Origin of the sequence: Blautia pseudococcoides, assembly GCF_001689125.2 — a bacterium.
In the GTDB taxonomy this organism is placed as follows: Bacteria; Bacillota; Clostridia; order Lachnospirales; family Lachnospiraceae; genus Blautia; species Blautia pseudococcoides.
Genome location: NZ_CP015405.2, coordinates 1,615,300 through 1,633,989, shown reverse-complemented (window position 1 = coordinate 1,633,989; position 18,690 = coordinate 1,615,300). Strand labels below are relative to the sequence as shown.

The 18,690-nt window shown below is 44.0% G+C and carries 14 protein-coding genes; all 14 read left to right on the top strand.

Annotated features, from left to right (window positions below):
- The first annotated feature begins 13 nt into the window (after positions 1-13).
- The 14 genes from A4V09_RS07690 to A4V09_RS25945 all read left to right on the top strand — a co-directional run bounded on the left by A4V09_RS07690 (position 14) and on the right by A4V09_RS25945 (position 18,662).
- Entirely contained in the window at positions 14-1,246 is a 1,233-nt protein-coding gene (locus A4V09_RS07690; protein WP_065541831.1) for a sporulation protein YqfD, read from the top strand.
- A 188-nt stretch (positions 1,247-1,434) separates the two neighbouring features.
- Positions 1,435-1,839, top strand: coding sequence for an ACT domain-containing protein (locus A4V09_RS07685; RefSeq protein WP_065541830.1), 405 nt, complete (start codon positions 1,435-1,437; stop codon positions 1,837-1,839).
- Positions 1,840-3,128: 1,289 nt separating this feature from the next.
- Positions 3,129-5,318 (top strand): alpha-galactosidase, encoded by a 2,190-nt coding sequence (locus A4V09_RS07680; RefSeq protein WP_065541829.1) that lies wholly within the window; start codon positions 3,129-3,131, stop codon positions 5,316-5,318.
- Between the two features lie 223 nt (positions 5,319-5,541).
- On the top strand, positions 5,542-6,552 hold the full coding sequence (locus A4V09_RS07675; protein WP_065541828.1) for a LacI family DNA-binding transcriptional regulator: 1,011 nt from the start codon (positions 5,542-5,544) through the stop codon (positions 6,550-6,552).
- 308 nt (positions 6,553-6,860) lie between these two features.
- Complete coding sequence (locus A4V09_RS07670; RefSeq protein WP_065541827.1) at positions 6,861-8,228, top strand: ABC transporter substrate-binding protein; 1,368 nt, start codon at positions 6,861-6,863, stop codon at positions 8,226-8,228.
- Between the two features lie 89 nt (positions 8,229-8,317).
- Positions 8,318-9,319 (top strand): carbohydrate ABC transporter permease, encoded by a 1,002-nt coding sequence (locus A4V09_RS07665; RefSeq protein ID WP_065541826.1) that lies wholly within the window; start codon positions 8,318-8,320, stop codon positions 9,317-9,319.
- The gene (locus tag A4V09_RS07660) at positions 9,316-10,167 is read left to right on the top strand and encodes a carbohydrate ABC transporter permease (protein ID WP_330396530.1); all 852 of its coding nucleotides are present in this window, start codon (positions 9,316-9,318) and stop codon (positions 10,165-10,167) included. Before A4V09_RS07665 ends, A4V09_RS07660 begins: the two co-directional genes overlap by 4 nt.
- 27 nt (positions 10,168-10,194) lie before the next feature.
- A complete protein-coding gene (locus tag A4V09_RS07655; protein ID WP_065541825.1) occupies positions 10,195-11,217 on the top strand; it encodes a glycoside hydrolase family 130 protein in 1,023 nt (340 codons plus the stop codon).
- 2 nt (positions 11,218-11,219) lie between these two features.
- Positions 11,220-12,434: an AGE family epimerase/isomerase gene (locus A4V09_RS07650; RefSeq protein ID WP_065541824.1), complete on the top strand. Its 1,215-nt coding sequence runs from the start codon at positions 11,220-11,222 to the stop codon at positions 12,432-12,434.
- Positions 12,431-13,600 carry a glycoside hydrolase family 130 protein gene (locus A4V09_RS07645; protein ID WP_065541823.1) on the top strand — a complete coding sequence of 390 codons (1,170 nt, stop codon included), beginning with the start codon at positions 12,431-12,433 and terminating at the stop codon, positions 13,598-13,600. Before A4V09_RS07650 ends, A4V09_RS07645 begins: the two co-directional genes overlap by 4 nt.
- Before the next feature lie 28 nt (positions 13,601-13,628).
- Complete coding sequence (locus A4V09_RS07640; RefSeq protein ID WP_065541822.1) at positions 13,629-14,279, top strand: hypothetical protein; 651 nt, start codon at positions 13,629-13,631, stop codon at positions 14,277-14,279.
- A gap of 84 nt (positions 14,280-14,363) precedes the next feature.
- A complete protein-coding gene (locus A4V09_RS07635; protein WP_157766915.1) occupies positions 14,364-14,906 on the top strand; it encodes a YesL family protein in 543 nt (180 codons plus the stop codon).
- A gap of 93 nt (positions 14,907-14,999) precedes the next feature.
- A complete protein-coding gene (locus A4V09_RS07630; RefSeq protein ID WP_065544686.1) occupies positions 15,000-16,724 on the top strand; it encodes a phospho-sugar mutase in 1,725 nt (574 codons plus the stop codon).
- An 84-nt stretch (positions 16,725-16,808) separates the two neighbouring features.
- Positions 16,809-18,662, top strand: coding sequence for a type I phosphomannose isomerase catalytic subunit (locus A4V09_RS25945; RefSeq protein WP_065541820.1), 1,854 nt, complete (start codon positions 16,809-16,811; stop codon positions 18,660-18,662).
- Positions 18,663-18,690 lie beyond the last annotated feature (28 nt).

Sequence of the window (18,690 nt, the reverse complement as noted above, 5' to 3'; positions counted from 1 at the left end):
GGAGGTAACAAAGTTGAAGGCTTGGAATTATTACTGTAAAGGCTATGTCCGCATCCGGCTGCAGAGCGGCGGCCCGGAACGTTTCCTGAATATGTGTGCCCACCATAACATCCCCATCTGGGATTTGCAGAACCGCGGCGGTTTTTATGAGATGAATGTAAGTATTTCCGGATTCTACCAGATGAAGCCCATATGCCGAAAGACCGGTTCCCGTGTGAAAATCATAAAAAAATACGGACTGCCCTTCTTTTTTTACCGCAACAAAAAAAGAAAGGCATTTTTTATCGGCATTTTAGCAGGTTTTTGCCTGCTGATGGTATTATCCCAGCATATCTGGAATATTCATGTGGAGGGCAACCGCCACAACAGCACCCAGACCATACTCAATTATCTGGATGAAATCCAAATCCATCACGGCATATTAAAAAAGAATGTGGACTGCTCCTACATAGCGGAACAGATGCGTAAGGAATTTCCTGATATCACCTGGGTTTCCGCAAAAATATCCGGTACACGGCTCATTTTGGAAGTTAAAGAAAATGCCACGGCAAACAAGATGATCAAACAGACAGAAGAGAATCCCAGCAGTATAATTGCCGGAAGATCAGGCACCATTGTTTCCATGATCACCAGAAAGGGCACACCGTGCAAAAAGGTGGGGGAGACCTGCGAAAAGGGTGAGACACTGGTGTCAGGAAGAGTAGATATCATGAATGACAGTAAAGAAGTGGTGGGGTATGAATATACGGAGTCTGACGCAGATATTTACATTCAGTCACAGATGCAGTATTACCATGAATTTAATATGCACTTCCAAAAAAATGTCTATACCGGTGAAGCCAAAAAAGGCCCGGTTCTGCAGTTTGGAGATTACGTGCTCAACCTGAAAGGGGAAAACCGTTTTGACCAGTTTGATACTGTGACAAAACTACATCAGGTGCGAGTGACCGAAAATTTCCGCCTTCCCATTTTTTATGGGAGCTGTATAGATTACGAGAGCGTCACAAAGCCCTACAAATATACAAAGGAAGGCGCGGAAAAGAAAGCGCAGGAACAGCTTGACCTCCTGCTGGAAACACTGCGGGAAAAAGATGTCCGGATAGAAGCAAACAATGTAAAGATCCAAGTTCTGGACAATGTCTGTGTGGCGAAAGGACAATTGACCATCATAGAAAAATCCATACAAAAACAACCTGTGGAGATACTGGAGCAGCCCCCGCAAACTACAGAGGAAACAGAAGAATGAATCCGCCCCCGACAGCCCGTCTCAGCTGCCGGGGACACTTCCCGGGTATTTTTCCGGTTTCCGGCTTTTTTAAAATAGGTTGACAGAACCGTGAGACAGAACATATACTTGTGTTAGAATTGTGTAACTGTGGCGGTACAGAACAGTTACGATTTACTAACATAAGTTAATTTTCAGGAGGGGAATCTATGCTTAAGCAAATATCCATATTCGCAGAAAACAAAAAAGGAATGCTGCAGTCTGTCACCGGTATCCTTGCAAGAGAAAACATTAATATTATGGGGTCTGTCACCAACGACAGTGCCGAATACGGCATTATCCGCATGGTGGTCTCTGACCCGCAAAGGGCGCTTGACGCACTTTCTAAAGAGGGCTTTATCTGCCGTGACACAGATGTTCTGGGGGTGGAGCTGGATGATGATCCTGGTGCTTTGGACAGGCTTTTGATATCCTTGCTGGACAGCAACATTAATGTGGACTATCTCTATCTTTCTTTCAACCGCAGTTCGGGAATGCCTATTATGATCCTTCATGTAGACTGCATCAGTGAAGTAAAAAACTGCCTGCAGGCCAAGGGACACTGTGTCCTGTAATTCTTTTCTGCTCTGCTGCGTCCCCTTCTTGCACAATACGAGGGGGCTGCCCTGCAGAGCGTCAGCGCATTTCTAGATCACACAGGTATAAAAAACCAGATCAGATGAGGATGCGTTTAATGACCTATGCCTTTTAAATGGTATTGCAGAGGTAAAGTTATATAATGACTCAGCGAAAATGTAGGCGTTATATCATCGACGGGTGCAGGAGACGGAACATACCCAATCATGACATCTCGGCGTAATGGTCAGATTGTTGGGATTAAAATAGATTTTATGTAAGTAAATATAATAAAAGCGGGGGCGGTCGCACTAAGCAATTATGATATGATACCTCCTAAGCAGACAAGGTAAATAACCAAAATCTACTTAGGGGGTAATTTTTATGCCAAAATCCTTTTATGAGAATAAATGATATCCCTAACTGGATCCGGGTGAACAACAATTGAAAGTCGCTGTGACGAAAAACAAAAACTGGATTGATTTGGTCCTGAGCAAAAGGCATGGGCGGAACACAATGATACAGCGATCACCCTGCTAAAGTAAAATCTCCCCCCTGGAAACCTGTTGTAGAAGGCCATGTTAAACTCGTTACTATGCACATCCTTGTAGATATAGACGATATGACTTTTTATTCTCTAGGATGAACTGAATCAGGTTCCCAGAGAAAAGTCGGCTACTCTGTACCGGTTGAATTGATATTGTAGATCAGCTTCATGAAACCTCCAGGAAAATCAACATCGTTGACCGCCTTCTCAGCATCTTGCAAAGGGCACCCCCAAGGAAGCTAAAATGTGGTGTCCTGCTCAGCCTGTTATCCATATCGACGACAGCGAGGTTTTGGAAGCTTTCTTGAAAATTTATTGGAAAAAGTCAAAATTTCTCGTTTCATTTGGAATCCCCTTTCTTTTTGTTTAGTGAGATTTTTGTTTAGTAGCTTAATTTTACATCAAAAAGGAATAGGATTCCTCATATTTTTGGCATTTTTAAAAAGTTATGTATATTTAGAAACAGCAATGGTGGTTCTGTGGACGGAACTGCGGAAACTCAAGCATTTAGCTATTGACGGATGCAATAAAAAATGATAAAGTGAAATTAAGTTAAAAAAAGTTAAATTAAATTAAACGCAAACTATTTAAAAGATATTATATTTTGCCCATTTGCACTGTGAGGAGCATTAGTTATGAATAAAAGACCATGGGGAGAAGGCGCTGCTGCCGGGGGAGCTGCACAAAAAAATATAGAAAAGAAGTGAAGCAACACTCAAAATAAGTAGGAGGAATTATAAAATGACAATTCAGTTTAACGAGGAAACTAAAATTTTCAAGCTGGACACAAAGGAGACGACCTATTTAATAGGGGTTTCCCCGGAGGGATATGTAGGACATATCTATTATGGAGAACGGATGGAAGCGGAGGATGCGTATTATCTTCTCAGGACAGAAGAGCCCCCCTATACACCAGGGGTGAATGCAAGAGAAAAATCTTCATTTCTTGACTTTTTTCCTATGGAATATCCCTCAGGAGGGGTTGGAGATTACCGTGAAAGCTGTATTAACATCCGGAATGAAGCCGGATGCATGGGAAGTGAATTTCTGTATGAGTCGTATACGATCAGAGACGGCAAGCCGCGCCTGGAAGGTCTTCCGGCTTCTTTTGGAGCAGAGGATGAGGTACAGACATTGGAAATCACCTGTACAGATCCGGTGCTGCAGGTAAAAATTGTTCTTGCCTATTCTGTTTTTGAAAAAGAAGATGTCATAACAAGAAGTGTAAAAATTATAAATGAAGGAAAACGGCATCTGAAATTAGAAAAAGTCTATAGTGCATGCCTGGATATGGACGATGAGTCCTTTGATATGATTACGCTGTGCGGATCATGGGCGAGAGAACGCCACATCCAAAAGAGGAGAATCGGATATGGGAAACAGCTTGTTTCGTCTGCAAGGGGAGAGTCCGGACATCAGGAACATCCGTTTCTTGCACTTGCAACACCGGGTACGACACAGGAACAGGGGAAAGTCTATGCGATGCATTTTGTGTATTCGGGAAATTTCATCGGCCAGGCAGAGAAGACCCAATTTGACGCAGTGCGTATGGTGATGGGGATTCATAAGGAGGAATTTTGCTGGAATCTTAAGGAAGGAGAGGCATTTCAGGCACCGGAAGTGGTTTTGGTTTATTCGGCAGAAGGATATGGAAAAATGACCAGATCTCTTCATGACTTTTATCGAAACCACATGATCCGAAGTCCCTATAAAAATAAAAAACGTCCAATCCTGATCAACAACTGGGAAGCTACATATTTTGATTTTAATACGGAAAAGCTGTTGGATATTGCCAGAGAAGCCAAAAAGGACGGAATTGAGATGCTCGTCATGGATGATGGCTGGTTTGGCAGGAGAAATAGTGACAACTGTTCTCTGGGAGATTGGACTGTCAATGAGGAGAAGATCAACGGAGGTCTTCGTCATTTGGTTGAAGAGGTGAAAAAAATCGGTCTTCAGTTTGGAATCTGGTTTGAACCGGAGATGATCTCGCCGGATTCAGAACTCTACAGAGCACATCCGGATTGGGCGATCCAGATTCCGGGGCGTCAGGCTACCATGAGCAGAGAACAGTATGTGCTGGATTTGGCTAATCCGGAAGTTGTGGAGTATGCCTATGAATCTGTAGCCAAGATTCTCAGAAGTGCTCCGATTGACTATGTGAAATGGGATATGAACCGGCAGCTTAGTGATATGGGCAGTGCCTATCTGCCGGCGGACGCTCAGCAGGAGCTGTTTCATCGGTATGTGCTGGGTGTATATCAGATGCAGGAAAGGCTTCTGACAGAGTTTCCGGAACTTCTTTTGGAAAATTGCTCCGGCGGCGGGGCCAGGTTTGACCCGGGAATGCTCTACTACAGTCCGCAGATTTGGTGTTCCGATGATACAGATGCAGTAGAACGTCTGGAGATTCAGGAGGGAACGGCAATGCTCTATCCGCTTTCTGCTATGGGAGCTCATGTCAGTGACTGCCCGAATCATTCTGTAGGGCGTATCACGCCATTTGAGACAAGAGGGCACGTGGCTCTTGCAGGAACTTTCGGATATGAGCTGGATATTACCAAAATCCCGGAAGAGGACCGCAAAATGATCCCGAAACAGACGGAACTGTATCACAAATACAATGATCTGGTGCGGGAAGGAGATTACTACCGTATTGCATCTTACTCGGATAATGGAAAATATGACTGTTATCTGGTAGCGGCAAAGGACCGGTCTGAGGTGTTGATGACTTATGTACAGGTCAGAGGTGTTGCAAACAGCCGAAGCAGAAAAGTAAGGCTGAAGGGACTGGATCTGACAGCAATGTATATGCTGGAAGGTACGCAGGAAAAATACACAGGGGAAATGCTCATGAAGGGTGGATTCCTGGTCAAAGGTATGTGGGGAGACGCGGTAAGCAGGCTGTATCATTTTATAAAAATTTCGTAATTGTTTAATTTCCTCATAGTTACGAGTAAAAATCCGTGCAAAATTGCCTTTGGCGATGGGAGTTTTGCCTGGCCGCTGAACGCTTTCTTACGGTCAGCGTAATAAATGTGCCGGCCTGCTGAACAGTTATAAAATTTCATACGGGAAATACAGAGATTGATTGACATTTTAACTTAAAAAAATTATAATTTAGGCATTAAACAGACCGAAAGAGGTGCATAAAATGGCAAAAGTAAGACTGGCGGATATTGCAGAGAGAACCGGTGTCAGCACCGTAACTGTGCATAATGCGCTGGCTGGGAATAAGGGAGTCAGCCATGAACTGCGGGAGGAGATCCAGGCGGTTGCCCAGGAGATGGGCTATCTGGCATTACCTGCTAAAAAGGCGGAGAAGGAGACAGGAGAGTTCCGGACAATAGGGGTATTGATCGCGGAGAACTATCTGGCACAGTATACCACATTTTACTGGAAGATGTATCAGGAACTGGCGGTTGTTGCGACAGATAAGCACTGCTTTACTGCAGTGGAGGTGTTGAAAAAGGAAGATGAGAAAAGGACGCTGCGGATGCCCTCCTGTATCGGGGAGAAACAAGTAGACGGACTGATCGTGCTTGGAGAAATTGATAAGAATTATATACGAAAATTAAAATTAATGTCACAGGTTCCGGTGGTGTTCCTTGACTTTTACGACAAAGAGCTTGCCAAAGATGCAGTAGTAACAGATAACTTTTATGGAATGTTTCTCATGACAGAATTTCTATTCGAGCAGGGAATTGATGAATTGGGATTTGTGGGATCTGTTTTCGCTACAAGCAGTATTATGGACCGTTACTGTGGTTTTATGAAGTCCATGATGCTGCACGGGAAGAATATCCATCCGGAGTGGGTGATCGAAGACCGTGATGAAGTAGGGCAGATGGGTTTTGAACTGCCGAAAAAGCTGCCTAAGGGATTTGTATGCAACTGTGATCTGGCGGCTGTTATGGTGATGGAACAGCTCCAGCAGCGGGGATTCAGAGTGCCGGAGGATATTTCGGTCGTTGGTTTTGATAACTATCTGTATCCGGGACTTGCGGACAGAAAGATTACCACTTATGAAGTAAACACCAGAGCTATGACAAAGGTGGCACTGGAAAAGGTATTAAAACAAATTCGTAATCCAAAGTCCGGCAGAGGGATGGATGTGGTATCTGGTCATATGGTAATTAAGCGAAGTGTCAAGTTGAAAGAATAGCATACAGATAAGAGTAAAACCTCTTTTAGAACAGGATATGAATCTTGTTTTAAAAGGGGTTTTTTATTTGCCCTGATCATAGATTAAAAGGCAGGCAGAATTGGTTTATTGATATTAAATGATTAAATTTAAAATTAAGTAGAGTTTAAGCCATATAATTGTACAAATATACTAAAAAAGTTGGTTTTAAATTTTGATATATGCCGAAAACGCCTGATGAAGTTAATAATACTTGAAAAAAATATCCGTGTGATGTAAAATTAAATTTAGTTAAAAATAAATTAAATATGATTAAAAGGAGAAAAATTATGAAAAACAAAAAAATGATAAGTCTTGGACTTGCGGCAGCCATGGTGTTTTCACTCGCAGCATGCGGAGAAAAAGACCAGAAGACAGGAGGAACTGCCAATACCAAAGTGCCAACCATCGACCAGATTAAACTGGGAGAAGATTATAAGGATTTAAAGGCTGATATTAAGATCCTGACCAACCGTACTGACATTGTAGACAGCGTATATAAGGGATATGCAGAAGAATTCATGAAGATGTACCCGAATATCAAAGTTACATATGATGCGGTGACAGATTATGAAGAGTCATTGACACTTCGACTGACCAGCGGAGATTGGGGTGACATTTGTTTCATTCCATCTACAGCGGATAAGGGTGAATTAGGGAACTATTTTACTCCATTGGGAGATTATGAAACTCTGAATGGAATTTATAATTTTGTTACAGAGAAAACCTATGATGATACTGTATACGGAATTCCAAACGGAGGAACAGCAGGCGGAGTTGCTTATAACAAGAAAGTATGGGCAGACGCAGGGATTACAGAGCTGCCGAAGACTCCGGATGAGTTCCTTGCAGATCTGAAGCTGATCCAGGAAAAGACAGATGCCATTCCTCTGTATACAAATTTCTCCGCAGGCTGGACCATGGGAGCATGGAATGATTATGTGGGAATTGCATCTAACGGAGATCCGGATTACAAAAACAACAAACTGCTTCATGCAAAGGATCCATTCACAAAGAATGAAGAAAACAGCGGCCCTTATGCAGTTTACTATACCTTATATGAGGCTGTAAAAGAAAAACTGGTAGAAGAAGATCCCGCATCCAGCGACTGGGAATCTTCCAAAGCAATGATCAATAATGGTGAGATTGGTTCCATGGTACTTGGTTCCTGGTGTGTACAGCAGTTTAAAGATATTGATCCTGCAAATGCGGACAATATTGGATATATGCCATTCCCCATTACTGTAAACGGAAAACAGTCTGCAGCATCCGGCGGAAATTATGCATATGCAATTAATAAAAGCGCAGCAACAGATAACCAAATTGCAGCCATGCTTTATGTAAAATGGCTTCTGGAAGAGTCACCCATCTTTGACGATGAGGGAAGTATTCCGGCACTGAAAGGGGAAGAGCTTCCGGATTCTCTGGCAGAGTTCGATGGCGTAGAATTGCTTTCTGATAATGCATCACAGAAGGGCGAAGAAAGTCTTTACGATGATATCCGTAATTCCGCTGAAGTATTAAGCGGCGATTATCCGGTAGGAGAGGTTCTGGAAGCAGCGCTTTACGGAAACAAGTCCCTGGATGACCTGATGAATGAGTGGAATGCAAAATGGACATCCGCACAGGAGTCTTTCGGTGTGGAGATTACAGAGTAGTTACAACAAATGAGCGTATAATATCCGGCAAAGGACGGCTGCAGAAGCGGCCGCCCTTACTGGCCGGACCTGTTGGAAAGGAGAGAACGATGAGTGATCCGAAAACAGATAAAAAAAGCTTTAAGGAGTGGATTGGGAGCCGAAGGATTCAGAAGAGACTGGTTATTTGCACGTTTATGTTTCTGCCCCTTTTCCTTCTGCTTTTGTTTACCTATATACCTTTTGGTAAGATGGTTCAGTTCAGCTTCTATGATATGAAATATCTGGGAGCCAGAACTTTTGTAGGTATTAAAAATTATGTGGATGTATTTAAACGCTCCGATATTTTTGGTTCCTTATTCGTCAGTGTTTACTACATGGGCGGCGCGGTGCTTCAGCTAGCTCTGTCGCTGTTTTTTGCAACCATGATGGTGTTCAAAGTAAAAGGAGAATCTGTATTTAAGGGAGCTATGTTTTTCCCCTACTTAATTTGTGGTATTGCAGTTGGCTTTATTTTTAAGTTCTTTTATGCAAGAGGATATGTACTGGATACAATTCTTCAGGCATTTGGTATGAATCTGGAAGATATCCCCCTGTGGCTCCAGGATAAAAGTATCAATAACTTTGCCCTGGTGGCAACTTCTGTATGGAGATATACAGGACAGAATATGATTTTATTCCTGGGAGCCATGATGTCTGTGGATACAGATCTTTATGAGGCAGCATCTCTGGACGGTGCAAACAAATGGCATCAGTTCCGGTACATCATTATGCCAAGTATCAAATCCATCATTGTGCTGAATCTGATACTTTCCATCAGTGGTTCTCTGAGTGCATTTGAACCGCCATATGTTATCACAAATGGTCAGATGGGAACCGGTACATACTTCGTTATTATGAACCGTCTTGCTCATGAAAACCAGAAAGTCGGTCTTGCCTGTGCAATGGCTTTGGTACTTTTGGTGATCATCATTATCTGTACTGTGGCACAGAAGCTGTTTTTCAAATATGCATTTGATGATGGCAGCAGTGATGAGTCCAAGGCAGCTGTAAGACGTAGAAAGAAAGAAGAGAAGAAACGTCGTGCAATGGCGAAAGGAGGAGTCAGATGATGAAGTTCAAGAAGATGAAACCTGCTGCAATTATATTCAGTGTAATTAAATATATATCATTGATTCTTGCATCTGTAATTGCACTGGTTCCGGTCAGTGTGTGTATATTGACTGCATTTAAGACAAATGAAGAATATGCTGCGACTTCACCATTGGATTTGCCGGCTACATTTGGCAATTTTGAAAATTTCAGGATTGCTTTAGAAAAGGCAAACATGCTGAGAGGGTTTCTGAACACGGCAGTGGTACTGCTTGTGGTGCTTACCGTTTCCGTATTTGTGGGGTCTATGCTGGCATATATACTGAACAGATTCAAATTCCCGGGACGCGGTATGATTGAAGGATTATTCCTGTTTGCATCCCTGCTTCCGGGTATCGCAATGCAGGTGACAATTTATGAAATCATGACAAATCTGCATCTGATCAATCATCTGTATGGATACATGATCGTGCTGATGGGAACAGATATTATTTCCATTTATATTTTCCTGCAGTTTTTTGAAAATCTGCCCACCTCGCTGGATGAGTCTGCGATCATGGATGGCTGTACCTATTTTGGGGTATTCTTCCGGATTCTGTTTCCGCTTTTAAAACCGGCGATCGTAACCTCTCTGGTGCTGAAAGGTGTCAGCGTGTATAACGAATATTACGCATCCAACCTGTATCTGCAGCTTCCGGAATTGAAGACCATATCCACAGCGCTTTATACTTTTACAGGACCTTACGGTAACCAGTATAACTATATCTGTGCCGGTGTAATTATAACGATTATTCCCATCCTGATCTTCTTCCTGGTATTCCAGAAACAGGTATACAGCGGAATGGCAGCAGGGGCAGTCAAGGGATAATAAATAAGAAAAATAAGGAGAGCTATTATGAGTAAATTTAAGTTGATAAGCCCGGAAGTGGCAAATGTTCCATGGCAGGAAAAGCCGGAAGGACTGACAGGTGCTCCTATCTGGCGTTACAGCGAAAACCCGGTCATCGGAAGAAATCCGGCAGAAGGGGTGGCAAGAATCTTTAACAGCGCCGTGATTCCTTATGAAGGTGCTTTTATCGGTGTGTTCCGGGGGGAACAGGTGAACGGGATCCCATACATTTACATGGGAAGAAGCCAAGATGGCATCCACTGGGAAATTGAAAAAGAGAAGATTTCTTTTGTTGACGAAAATGGAGATCCATTTATGCCGGTGTATGCATACGATCCCCGTCTGGTTAAAATTGAGGACGTATACTATATCATTTGGTGCCAGGATTTTTATGGTGCAGCCATTGGTATGGCAAAAACCACGGATTTTAAAACATTTACAAGAATAGAGAACCCGTTTCTTCCGTTTAACCGGAATGCGGTTCTTTTCCCGCGAAAAATAGATGGAAAATTTATGATGCTCTCGCGGCCAAGTGACAGCGGCCATACACCATTCGGAGATATTTTTGTCTCTGAAAGTAAAGATATGGTGTACTGGGGCAAACACCGTCATGTTATGGGCAAGAGCAGTGAATGGTGGGAGTCAGTGAAGATTGGAGGAGGAGCAGCTCCCATTGAGACAAGTGAAGGATGGCTCCTGATTTATCATGGAGTCAGCGGAACTTGTAATGGATATGTGTACAGTATCGGTGGTGCGATTTTAGATATTGATAATCCATCCATTGTAAAATACCGCTGTGAGAATTTCCTTCTGACACCGGAAGAATGGTATGAAGAGCGTGGATTTGTGCCGAATGTAACCTTCCCGTGTGCCACGATCCATGACAGTAAAACAAATAAAATGGCAGTCTATTACGGCGCTGCAGACAGCTATGTATGCCTTGCATTTACCTATGCAGATGAGCTGGCAGCTTATATCAAAGAACACAGTATGGTAAGAGAAAACGATACAGAGATTGGCAGGAGATAGGTATGGGAATGAGAGAGGAAGTAAAGCAGGAGCTTGTACATCATATTATTCCTTTCTGGGAAAAGCTGAAAGACGAGGAATACGGCGGTTATTACGGATATGTGGATTTCGAGCTTCATGTGGACAAGACCTGTGAAAAAGGCTGCATTCTGAACAGCCGTATTCTCTGGTTCTTTGCTAATGCGTATATGACACTTGGAGATGCAGGGCTTTTGGAGTATGCCAGACATGCATATGACTTTTTGAAAAAATACTGCTGGGATACGGAATGCGGCGGTGTATTTTGGTCGGTAACCTTTGATGGTAAAACGGGGGATGAGACAAAGCATACATATAGTCAGGCATTTGCAATTTATGCCTTGTCTTCTTATTATGATGCATCGAAAGACAGGGAAGCGCTTAAACTGGCCTGGCAGCTCTTTCACAGAATCGAAGAATCCTGTACCGATGCGTTTGGTTATCTGGAATCATTTACAAGAGACTGGAAACCGGAGGATAACGAAAAACTGTCTGAGAACGGACTGCTGGCAGATAAGACCATGAACACACTGCTTCATGTGCTGGAGGCATATACGGAACTCTACCGGGTGTCAGGAGATGAAAAGGTGAAAGAAGCACTTTACAGAAGTCTTCGGATTTTCCGTGAAAAAGTATACCGTGAGGATACGCAGCAGTTAGAAGTGTTTTTCGATACAGAGATGCGGACCATTTCGGATCTGTATTCCTATGGACATGATATTGAAGCCTCATGGCTGCTTGACCGGGCAGTACAGGTGCTTCGTGACGGGAAACAGGAATCTCTGGATGAACAAAACGCAGAGCTTCTTGCGGAAACATCGGAATATACCACTCGAATTGCTGAGAGAATTGCAGAGCGTGCACTTTGTGATGTTTCAATGAATCAAGAGGCAATGAATAACGAGTGTTTTCTCGGTGTTGTTGATACGACCCATGTGTGGTGGGTGCAGGCGGAAGCCATGGTGGGATTCTATAACTGCTATCAAAAAACCGGAAATTCCCGTTTCCTGGAGATTACAGAACATATCTGGAATTATACCAAAGAATATGTAATTGATGAACGGGAAGGTGCCGAGTGGTACTGGGATCTGGACAAAAGCGGAAAACCAGTTAGCGGGAAACCAATTGCAGAACCATGGAAATGTCCGTATCACAATGGAAGAATGTGTATGGAGATTATCAGGAGGACAGAAAAATGATTCATCCCCAATATTATGCAGAGCAGACAAAGCTGGAGCAGATGATCCAGAGAAAAAACAGAAAAAGTTCCTTTTATAATGGAATCTTTGACCGGTACGAAGATCCTGTATTGACAAGAGAGCACATCCCGGTCACATGGAAGTACGATATTGATGCTGAGACAAATCCGTATTTTATGGAACGCCTTGGAGTGAATGCCGTGATGAATTCAGGAGCGATTGTGCTGAACGGCAGATTTTATCTGGCAGCCCGTGTGGAAGGCGCTGACAGAAAGTCCTTCTTTGCGGTGGCAGAGAGTGAGACAGGTGTTGACGGATTCCGCTTCTGGGACTATCCGGTAGTTCTTCCGGATACCTGTCCGGAGGAAACCAATGTATATGATATGCGTCTGACAAAGCATGAGGACGGTTACATTTATGGTGTCTTCTGCTCAGAGAGTAAGGATTCGGATGACGCAGATCTTTCTGCTGCAGTTGCACAGGCAGGGATTGTAAGGACAAAAGACCTCAAAACCTGGGAGCGTCTGGATAACCTGAAGACTCTTCGTTCTGCGCAGCAGCGCAATGTAGTTCTGCACCCGGAATTTGTAGACGGAAAGTATGCATTTTATACCCGGCCTATGGACGGATTTATTGAAACCGGAAGCGGCGGAGGAATTGGATTCGGTCTTTGTGAGGATATCTGCCACGCAGTGATCGATGAGGAAAAAATTATCAGCAGAAGAGTATATCACACGCTGACAGAAGCGAAAAACGGAGCCGGGGCTGTGCCGATCAGGGGAAAGAAATGCTGGATCCATGTGGCACACGGAGTGCGAAATACAGCAGCCGGACTGCGGTATGTGCTTTACCTTTTCGGAACGGATTTAAAAGAACCGGACAAAGTTATCGCCAAACCATCGGGAGTATTCTTAGTTCCGCTGGGGAAAGAGCGTGTTGGTGATGTATCCAATGTGGTATTTACAAACGGCGCTGTAGCAAAAGAAAACGGTGATGTTTATATCTACTATGCATCCTCAGATACAAGGATGCATGTGGCCGTAACAACCATTGACAAGCTGGAGGATTATCTCTTTGGTACACCGGAGGATCCCCTTCGCTCACCGGACTGCGTAAAACAGCGGTGTGATCTGATCAAAAAAAATCTGAGGCTCCTGAATCAGTAAGACACAGGAGAAAGGACGGGATGAGAGAATGAACATATTGCAGAAAATCAAAGAAAATACCAGTGGCATGACAGGCCGGGAACGGGCAGAGTATGTACTGACCTATTACTGGTATCACATGCTGGGTATAGCGGCAGCCATAGGGATTGTGGTGTTTTCAGTTGTTCATTTTGTCTTCCCGGAACAGCCTCCTGCCTTTTTATGTGCATTGGTCAACCAGCGTATTGACTATGAACGGGATGAAAAACTGGAAGATGCATTTGCCCGTGCAGCGGATCTGGAGGCAGAATCAGTGGTTATAGATTCTGACTACCACATTTCTTATCCGGGCTATCATCTGGAGGATGCCAATGAAAGCTCTTTTGACAAGTTGTTTTTTAAATGGTCCGGCGGAGAACTGGATGCAGTCGTAATGTCAGAGGATTTCCTGCGGTACTGTGTGTCAGTGGGCGGCGAGTTTTATTCAGCGGAGGAGCTTGAACAGGAAAAAACAGATACGGAGACAGAATGGCAGGATGTGAATGGTGTATCTGCTGTTTCTGTATCCGAAACCATACTACAGGATTATCTGAAAAATAGCAGCGAAGAATTAGAGAAAGAAAACTTACTTCTGGTGTTTCCGAAAGAAGGAATCAATCATGCGGAGTGCCGGAAGTTTTTAAATTTTATCTGTGGATAAAAATAGAGTGAGGTAACAAAATTGAAAAAACTGAGTATTGATCATCCATTTTTTTGTTGTATGGGTAATCTGGGAGATATGATTTTGCTGAATTTAATATTTTTGCTTACCTGCATTCCTGTTATCACAATCGGAACAGCACAGACAGCTCTTTACCGTGTGATGCTGCGGCGGGTAAGGAAGGAGAGCAGTTATCCGGTGAAGGAATATCTGGAAGCTTTTAAAGAAGAGTGGAAGCAGGGAACTGCAAGCTGGCTGCCGTTTTTAGTTATTGGCGGTGTCCTGATCTTTGATGTTATGTATCTGGGAAGAGAATGGAGCATATGGGGCGTAGGCACAGGCGTTTTGATTAGTGTGTGGTGTATTTTTGCAAGTTATGTATTTCCGGTACAGGCACAGTTTGAAAACACTACAAAAAACATCTGGAGAAATGCAGCCTTCATGGCTGTGAGGCATTTCCCCTGCACCATTCTCATTGTATTTGTAAATCTGATCCCGGTTCTGTGTTTCCTTGCAGGAGGAGCCGTGATGCAGCTTACGGCGCCCATTTATCTTACGGCTGGGTTTTCGCTGGCAGCAAGGGTGAATGCCGAGCTGTTCGGAAAAATTTTTAAAAAGTGTATGTAAAAGCGAAAACGGATGGAAGAAGATAGGGCAGAGGAAATATCGGATGGAAGTGATAAATATAAGAGATGGCCGGGCAGGCAGATAGGAGAGAAAATGAACGCAGGAAAAATTTACGAATTTTGGCTGAAGGACTCATATTTTGATGAGGACACGAAAGAAGAATTGCGTAACATTGCAGAAGATGAAAAAGAGATCGAAGAGAGATTTTACAGAGATTTAGAGTTTGGTACAGGCGGGCTTCGTGGAATTATCGGTGCCGGAACAAATCGCATGAATATCTATACTGTCCGCAAGGCAACCCAGGGACTTGCAAACTTCATTCTGAAGGAAAAGGCAGAGAAAAAGGGTGTTGCCATAGCCTATGATTCTCGGAATATGTCCCCGGAGTTTGCCAAAGAAACGGCGCTTTGTATGGCTGCAAATGGAATAAAAGCATATATTTTCCCGTCCCTTCGCCCGACACCAATACTGTCCTTTGCTCTTCGTGAGCTTGGCTGTACAGCAGGCGTTGTGGTGACTGCAAGCCATAATCCCCCGGAATACAACGGCTACAAAGTATACTGGGAAGACGGCGCTCAGATTACGCACCCGAAAGATAAGGAAATCATTGGAGAGGTCAGTGCGATTACAGATTACAGTCAGGTAAAGACAACAACAGAAGATGCAGCAGTAAAAGCGGGACTTTATGAAGTGATCGGCACGGATATGGATGACAAATATATGAAAGCGCTTAAAAAACTGATACTCCATCCCGAGGTTATCAGAGAAGTTGCAGATAGTCTGAAGATTGTATACACCCCCCTTCACGGAACAGGAAATCTTCCGGTCCGGCGGGTGTTAAAAGAGCTTGGCTTCAACCATGTATATGTTGTAAAAGAACAGGAGCTCCCGGACGGGAATTTCCCCACAGTATCCTGCCCCAATCCGGAGGATAAGAATGCATTTTCACTTGCCCTGAAACTTGCAAAGGAAGTGAATGCAGATATTGTGCTTGCCACAGATCCGGATGCAGACCGCCTGGGGGTATATGCGAAAAATACAAAGACAGGGGAATATGTAAGTTTCACAGGCAATATGTCCGGCATGCTGATCCTGGAGTATATCCTGTCACAGAGGAAAGCAATGAACCGGCTGCCAAAGAACGGCGCGGTTGTTACAACCATTGTGTCGGGCAAGATGGCCCGTGAGATAACCAAAGCGTATAATGTGGATTTGATCGAAACACTGACAGGATTTAAATATATCGGTGAGCAGATCAAATTCTTTGAGCAGAATCATGAACATGAATACATATTCGGATATGAGGAGAGCTACGGATGCCTTGTCGGGACGCATGCCAGAGATAAGGATGCGGTGGCTGCGGTTATGGCACTTTGTGAAGTGGCCGCATGGTGCAAATATCAGGGGATCACACTGGCTGACCAGATGGAGAAGCTGTTTGAAACCTATGGTTTTTATAAAGAAGGGCTCTGTACCGTAACATTGAAAGGTCTGGATGGTGCGAAGAAGATTGCATCTATGATGGAAAGTATCCGAAACAATATACCAAAGAACATCGGAGGATTAAAGGTAACGCAGTTCAGAGATTATAAAGAAGATGTACGGATTGATTTGACGAAAGATGTGAAAGGGACAACAGGACTTCCGGCCTCCAATGTGCTGTATTTTGAATTGGAAGATGCGGCATGGTGCTGTATCCGTCCATCAGGTACGGAGCCGAAGATTAAATTTTACATTGGCGTAAGAGGGCAAAATGATAAGGATGCAGCTGTAAGGCTTGAGACATTGAAAAAAGCGGTTGAGGGACTGACTGCGTAAGTCTGTGCACCGCGAAGCAGTTAATTGTGAAGGCACGGAACAATTGCGCTGCGGCAATTATCCGAATCAATACAGGAGAAAAATATGTGTTTATTGAAATTAAAACCAAGTTGTAAAGATTATATCTGGGGCGGCCATCGTCTGGCAGAAGAGTATGGTAAGGAATATGACGGGGAAGTGCTGGCTGAGACATGGGAATTATCCTGTCATCCGGATGGACCATCTTATATAGCTAATGGGAAATATGCCGGACAGACATTACAGCAGTATATTGACGCAGAAGGAAAAGAAATGCTGGGAACAAACTGCAGACGTTTTCGTGATTTTCCTATTCTTACAAAATTTATTGATGCCAGAGACAACCTGTCTATTCAAGTGCATCCAGACAACCGTTATGCATTAAAAAATGAAGGGCAGTACGGTAAGACAGAGATGTGGTATGTGATGGACGCCGGAAAAGAAGCATATCTGTACTATGGATTCAAAAAGGAGATCAGCAAAGAGGAATTTGCCAGAAGAATCCGGGAGGATACACTTTTGGAAGTCCTCAATGCCGTACCGGTGCAGAAAGGCGATGTACTGTTTATTGAATCCGGTACCATTCATGCGATTGGCAAAGATATACTCATCGCGGAGATTCAGCAGAATTCCAACATAACATATCGTGTATACGACTATGGAAGAATCGGAAGAGACGGGAAAAAGCGAGACCTTCATATTGAGAAAGCCCTTGCTGTGACCAATCGGGTGCCCATTGTAAAGGATAAGAGAAGCTATCCCCATGTGGCGGACTGCGATTATTTTACTGTCGATAAGTTAAACTTAGACGGAAATGTCATGAAGAAGATGGAGGGCAGCGTGTCCGATCTCTCCTTTGCCAGCATCCTGATGTTAGATGGAGAAGGAATTATTTATAATCAGGGTGAAACACTGGAGTTCAAAAAAGGAGACAGCTTTTTTCTGGCAGCAGGGAGCGGAACTTATACGATTGAAGGCTCCTGTGATGCACTTATTACGACTATTCGTGCAAAAGCAGCGCCGGTACATATCGGAGTGGATATTGGAGGAGCAGAAACAAAGATTGGACTGGTAGATATCCATCAGAAGCTGCTTGCATCAGAAGTGATGGAAACCAATGCAAATCATCCGGCAGAAGAGATCATCCGTGAGATTGGACAGCGTGTTCTTAAACTTCTGGACACGCAGGGGATTTCCATGGATCAATGTGTGGGAGCCGGAATTGGTGTTCCGGGAACCGTGGACCGCAAAAATGGGATTGTAAGATACTCAAATAATATTTGCTGGGAGCAGGTAGAACTTGCCAAAGAAATGGGTAAATACCTGCCTATACCAATCCGGATTGCCAACGATGCCGACTGTGCTGCACTTGGAGAGGCAGTTGCGGGCGCAGGACGGGAATGTCAGGATGTTATTATGATAACGCTTGGAACCGGTGTGGGCGGCGGCATTATTCTGGATGGTGAAATCTATGATGGTAAGGGGATCAGCGGAAGCGAGATTGGACACATGGTCATTGTGGAAGGCGGAGAACCATGTACCTGCGGCAGAAAGGGATGTCTGGAAGCATATGCATCGGCAACTGCACTGAATCGCGACGTAAAGCGCGCCATCGGCAGAGATTTACCGCCAGAGGAAGTTTTTGAAGGTGCTGAAAACGGCGATGCAGGGCTTCAGAAAATTGTAGAGCTGTATATCAGAAGACTGGGAGTTGGAATTGTCAATGTGGTAAATATCTTTCGGCCGCAGCTGGTGCTGCTGGGAGGCTGTATCTCTGTGCAGGGAGAGACACTTCTTTCACCGCTCCGTGAGATGATGAAAGAAGGATGCTTCGGAAGAGAAAAGGGTCAGCTTCCGGAGATAGAAACGGCAACGCTTGGAAAGGAAGCGGGAATCATTGGGGCAGCCAGCCTGATCTGATTCTGATAAGAAACAGGGGGGACCCGGA

Excerpts from the sequence above, each read along its gene's own strand:
- A4V09_RS07665 (WP_065541826.1), top strand. The coding sequence starts at position 8,318 with ATGAGTGATCCGAAAACAGATAAAAAAAGCTTTAAGGAGTGGATTGGG.
- A4V09_RS25945 (WP_065541820.1), top strand. The coding sequence starts at position 16,809 with ATGTGTTTATTGAAATTAAAACCAAGTTGTAAAGATTATATCTGGGGC.
- A4V09_RS07685 (WP_065541830.1), top strand. The coding sequence starts at position 1,435 with ATGCTTAAGCAAATATCCATATTCGCAGAAAACAAAAAAGGAATGCTG.
- A4V09_RS07645 (WP_065541823.1), top strand. The coding sequence starts at position 12,431 with ATGATTCATCCCCAATATTATGCAGAGCAGACAAAGCTGGAGCAGATG.
- A4V09_RS07640 (WP_065541822.1), top strand. The coding sequence starts at position 13,629 with ATGAACATATTGCAGAAAATCAAAGAAAATACCAGTGGCATGACAGGC.
- A4V09_RS07650 (WP_065541824.1), top strand. The coding sequence starts at position 11,220 with ATGGGAATGAGAGAGGAAGTAAAGCAGGAGCTTGTACATCATATTATT.
- A4V09_RS07670 (WP_065541827.1), top strand. The coding sequence starts at position 6,861 with ATGAAAAACAAAAAAATGATAAGTCTTGGACTTGCGGCAGCCATGGTG.
- A4V09_RS07660 (WP_330396530.1), top strand. The coding sequence starts at position 9,316 with ATGATGAAGTTCAAGAAGATGAAACCTGCTGCAATTATATTCAGTGTA.
- A4V09_RS07630 (WP_065544686.1), top strand. The coding sequence starts at position 15,000 with ATGAACGCAGGAAAAATTTACGAATTTTGGCTGAAGGACTCATATTTT.
- A4V09_RS07680 (WP_065541829.1), top strand. The coding sequence starts at position 3,129 with ATGACAATTCAGTTTAACGAGGAAACTAAAATTTTCAAGCTGGACACA.
- A4V09_RS07655 (WP_065541825.1), top strand. The coding sequence starts at position 10,195 with ATGAGTAAATTTAAGTTGATAAGCCCGGAAGTGGCAAATGTTCCATGG.
- A4V09_RS07675 (WP_065541828.1), top strand. The coding sequence starts at position 5,542 with ATGGCAAAAGTAAGACTGGCGGATATTGCAGAGAGAACCGGTGTCAGC.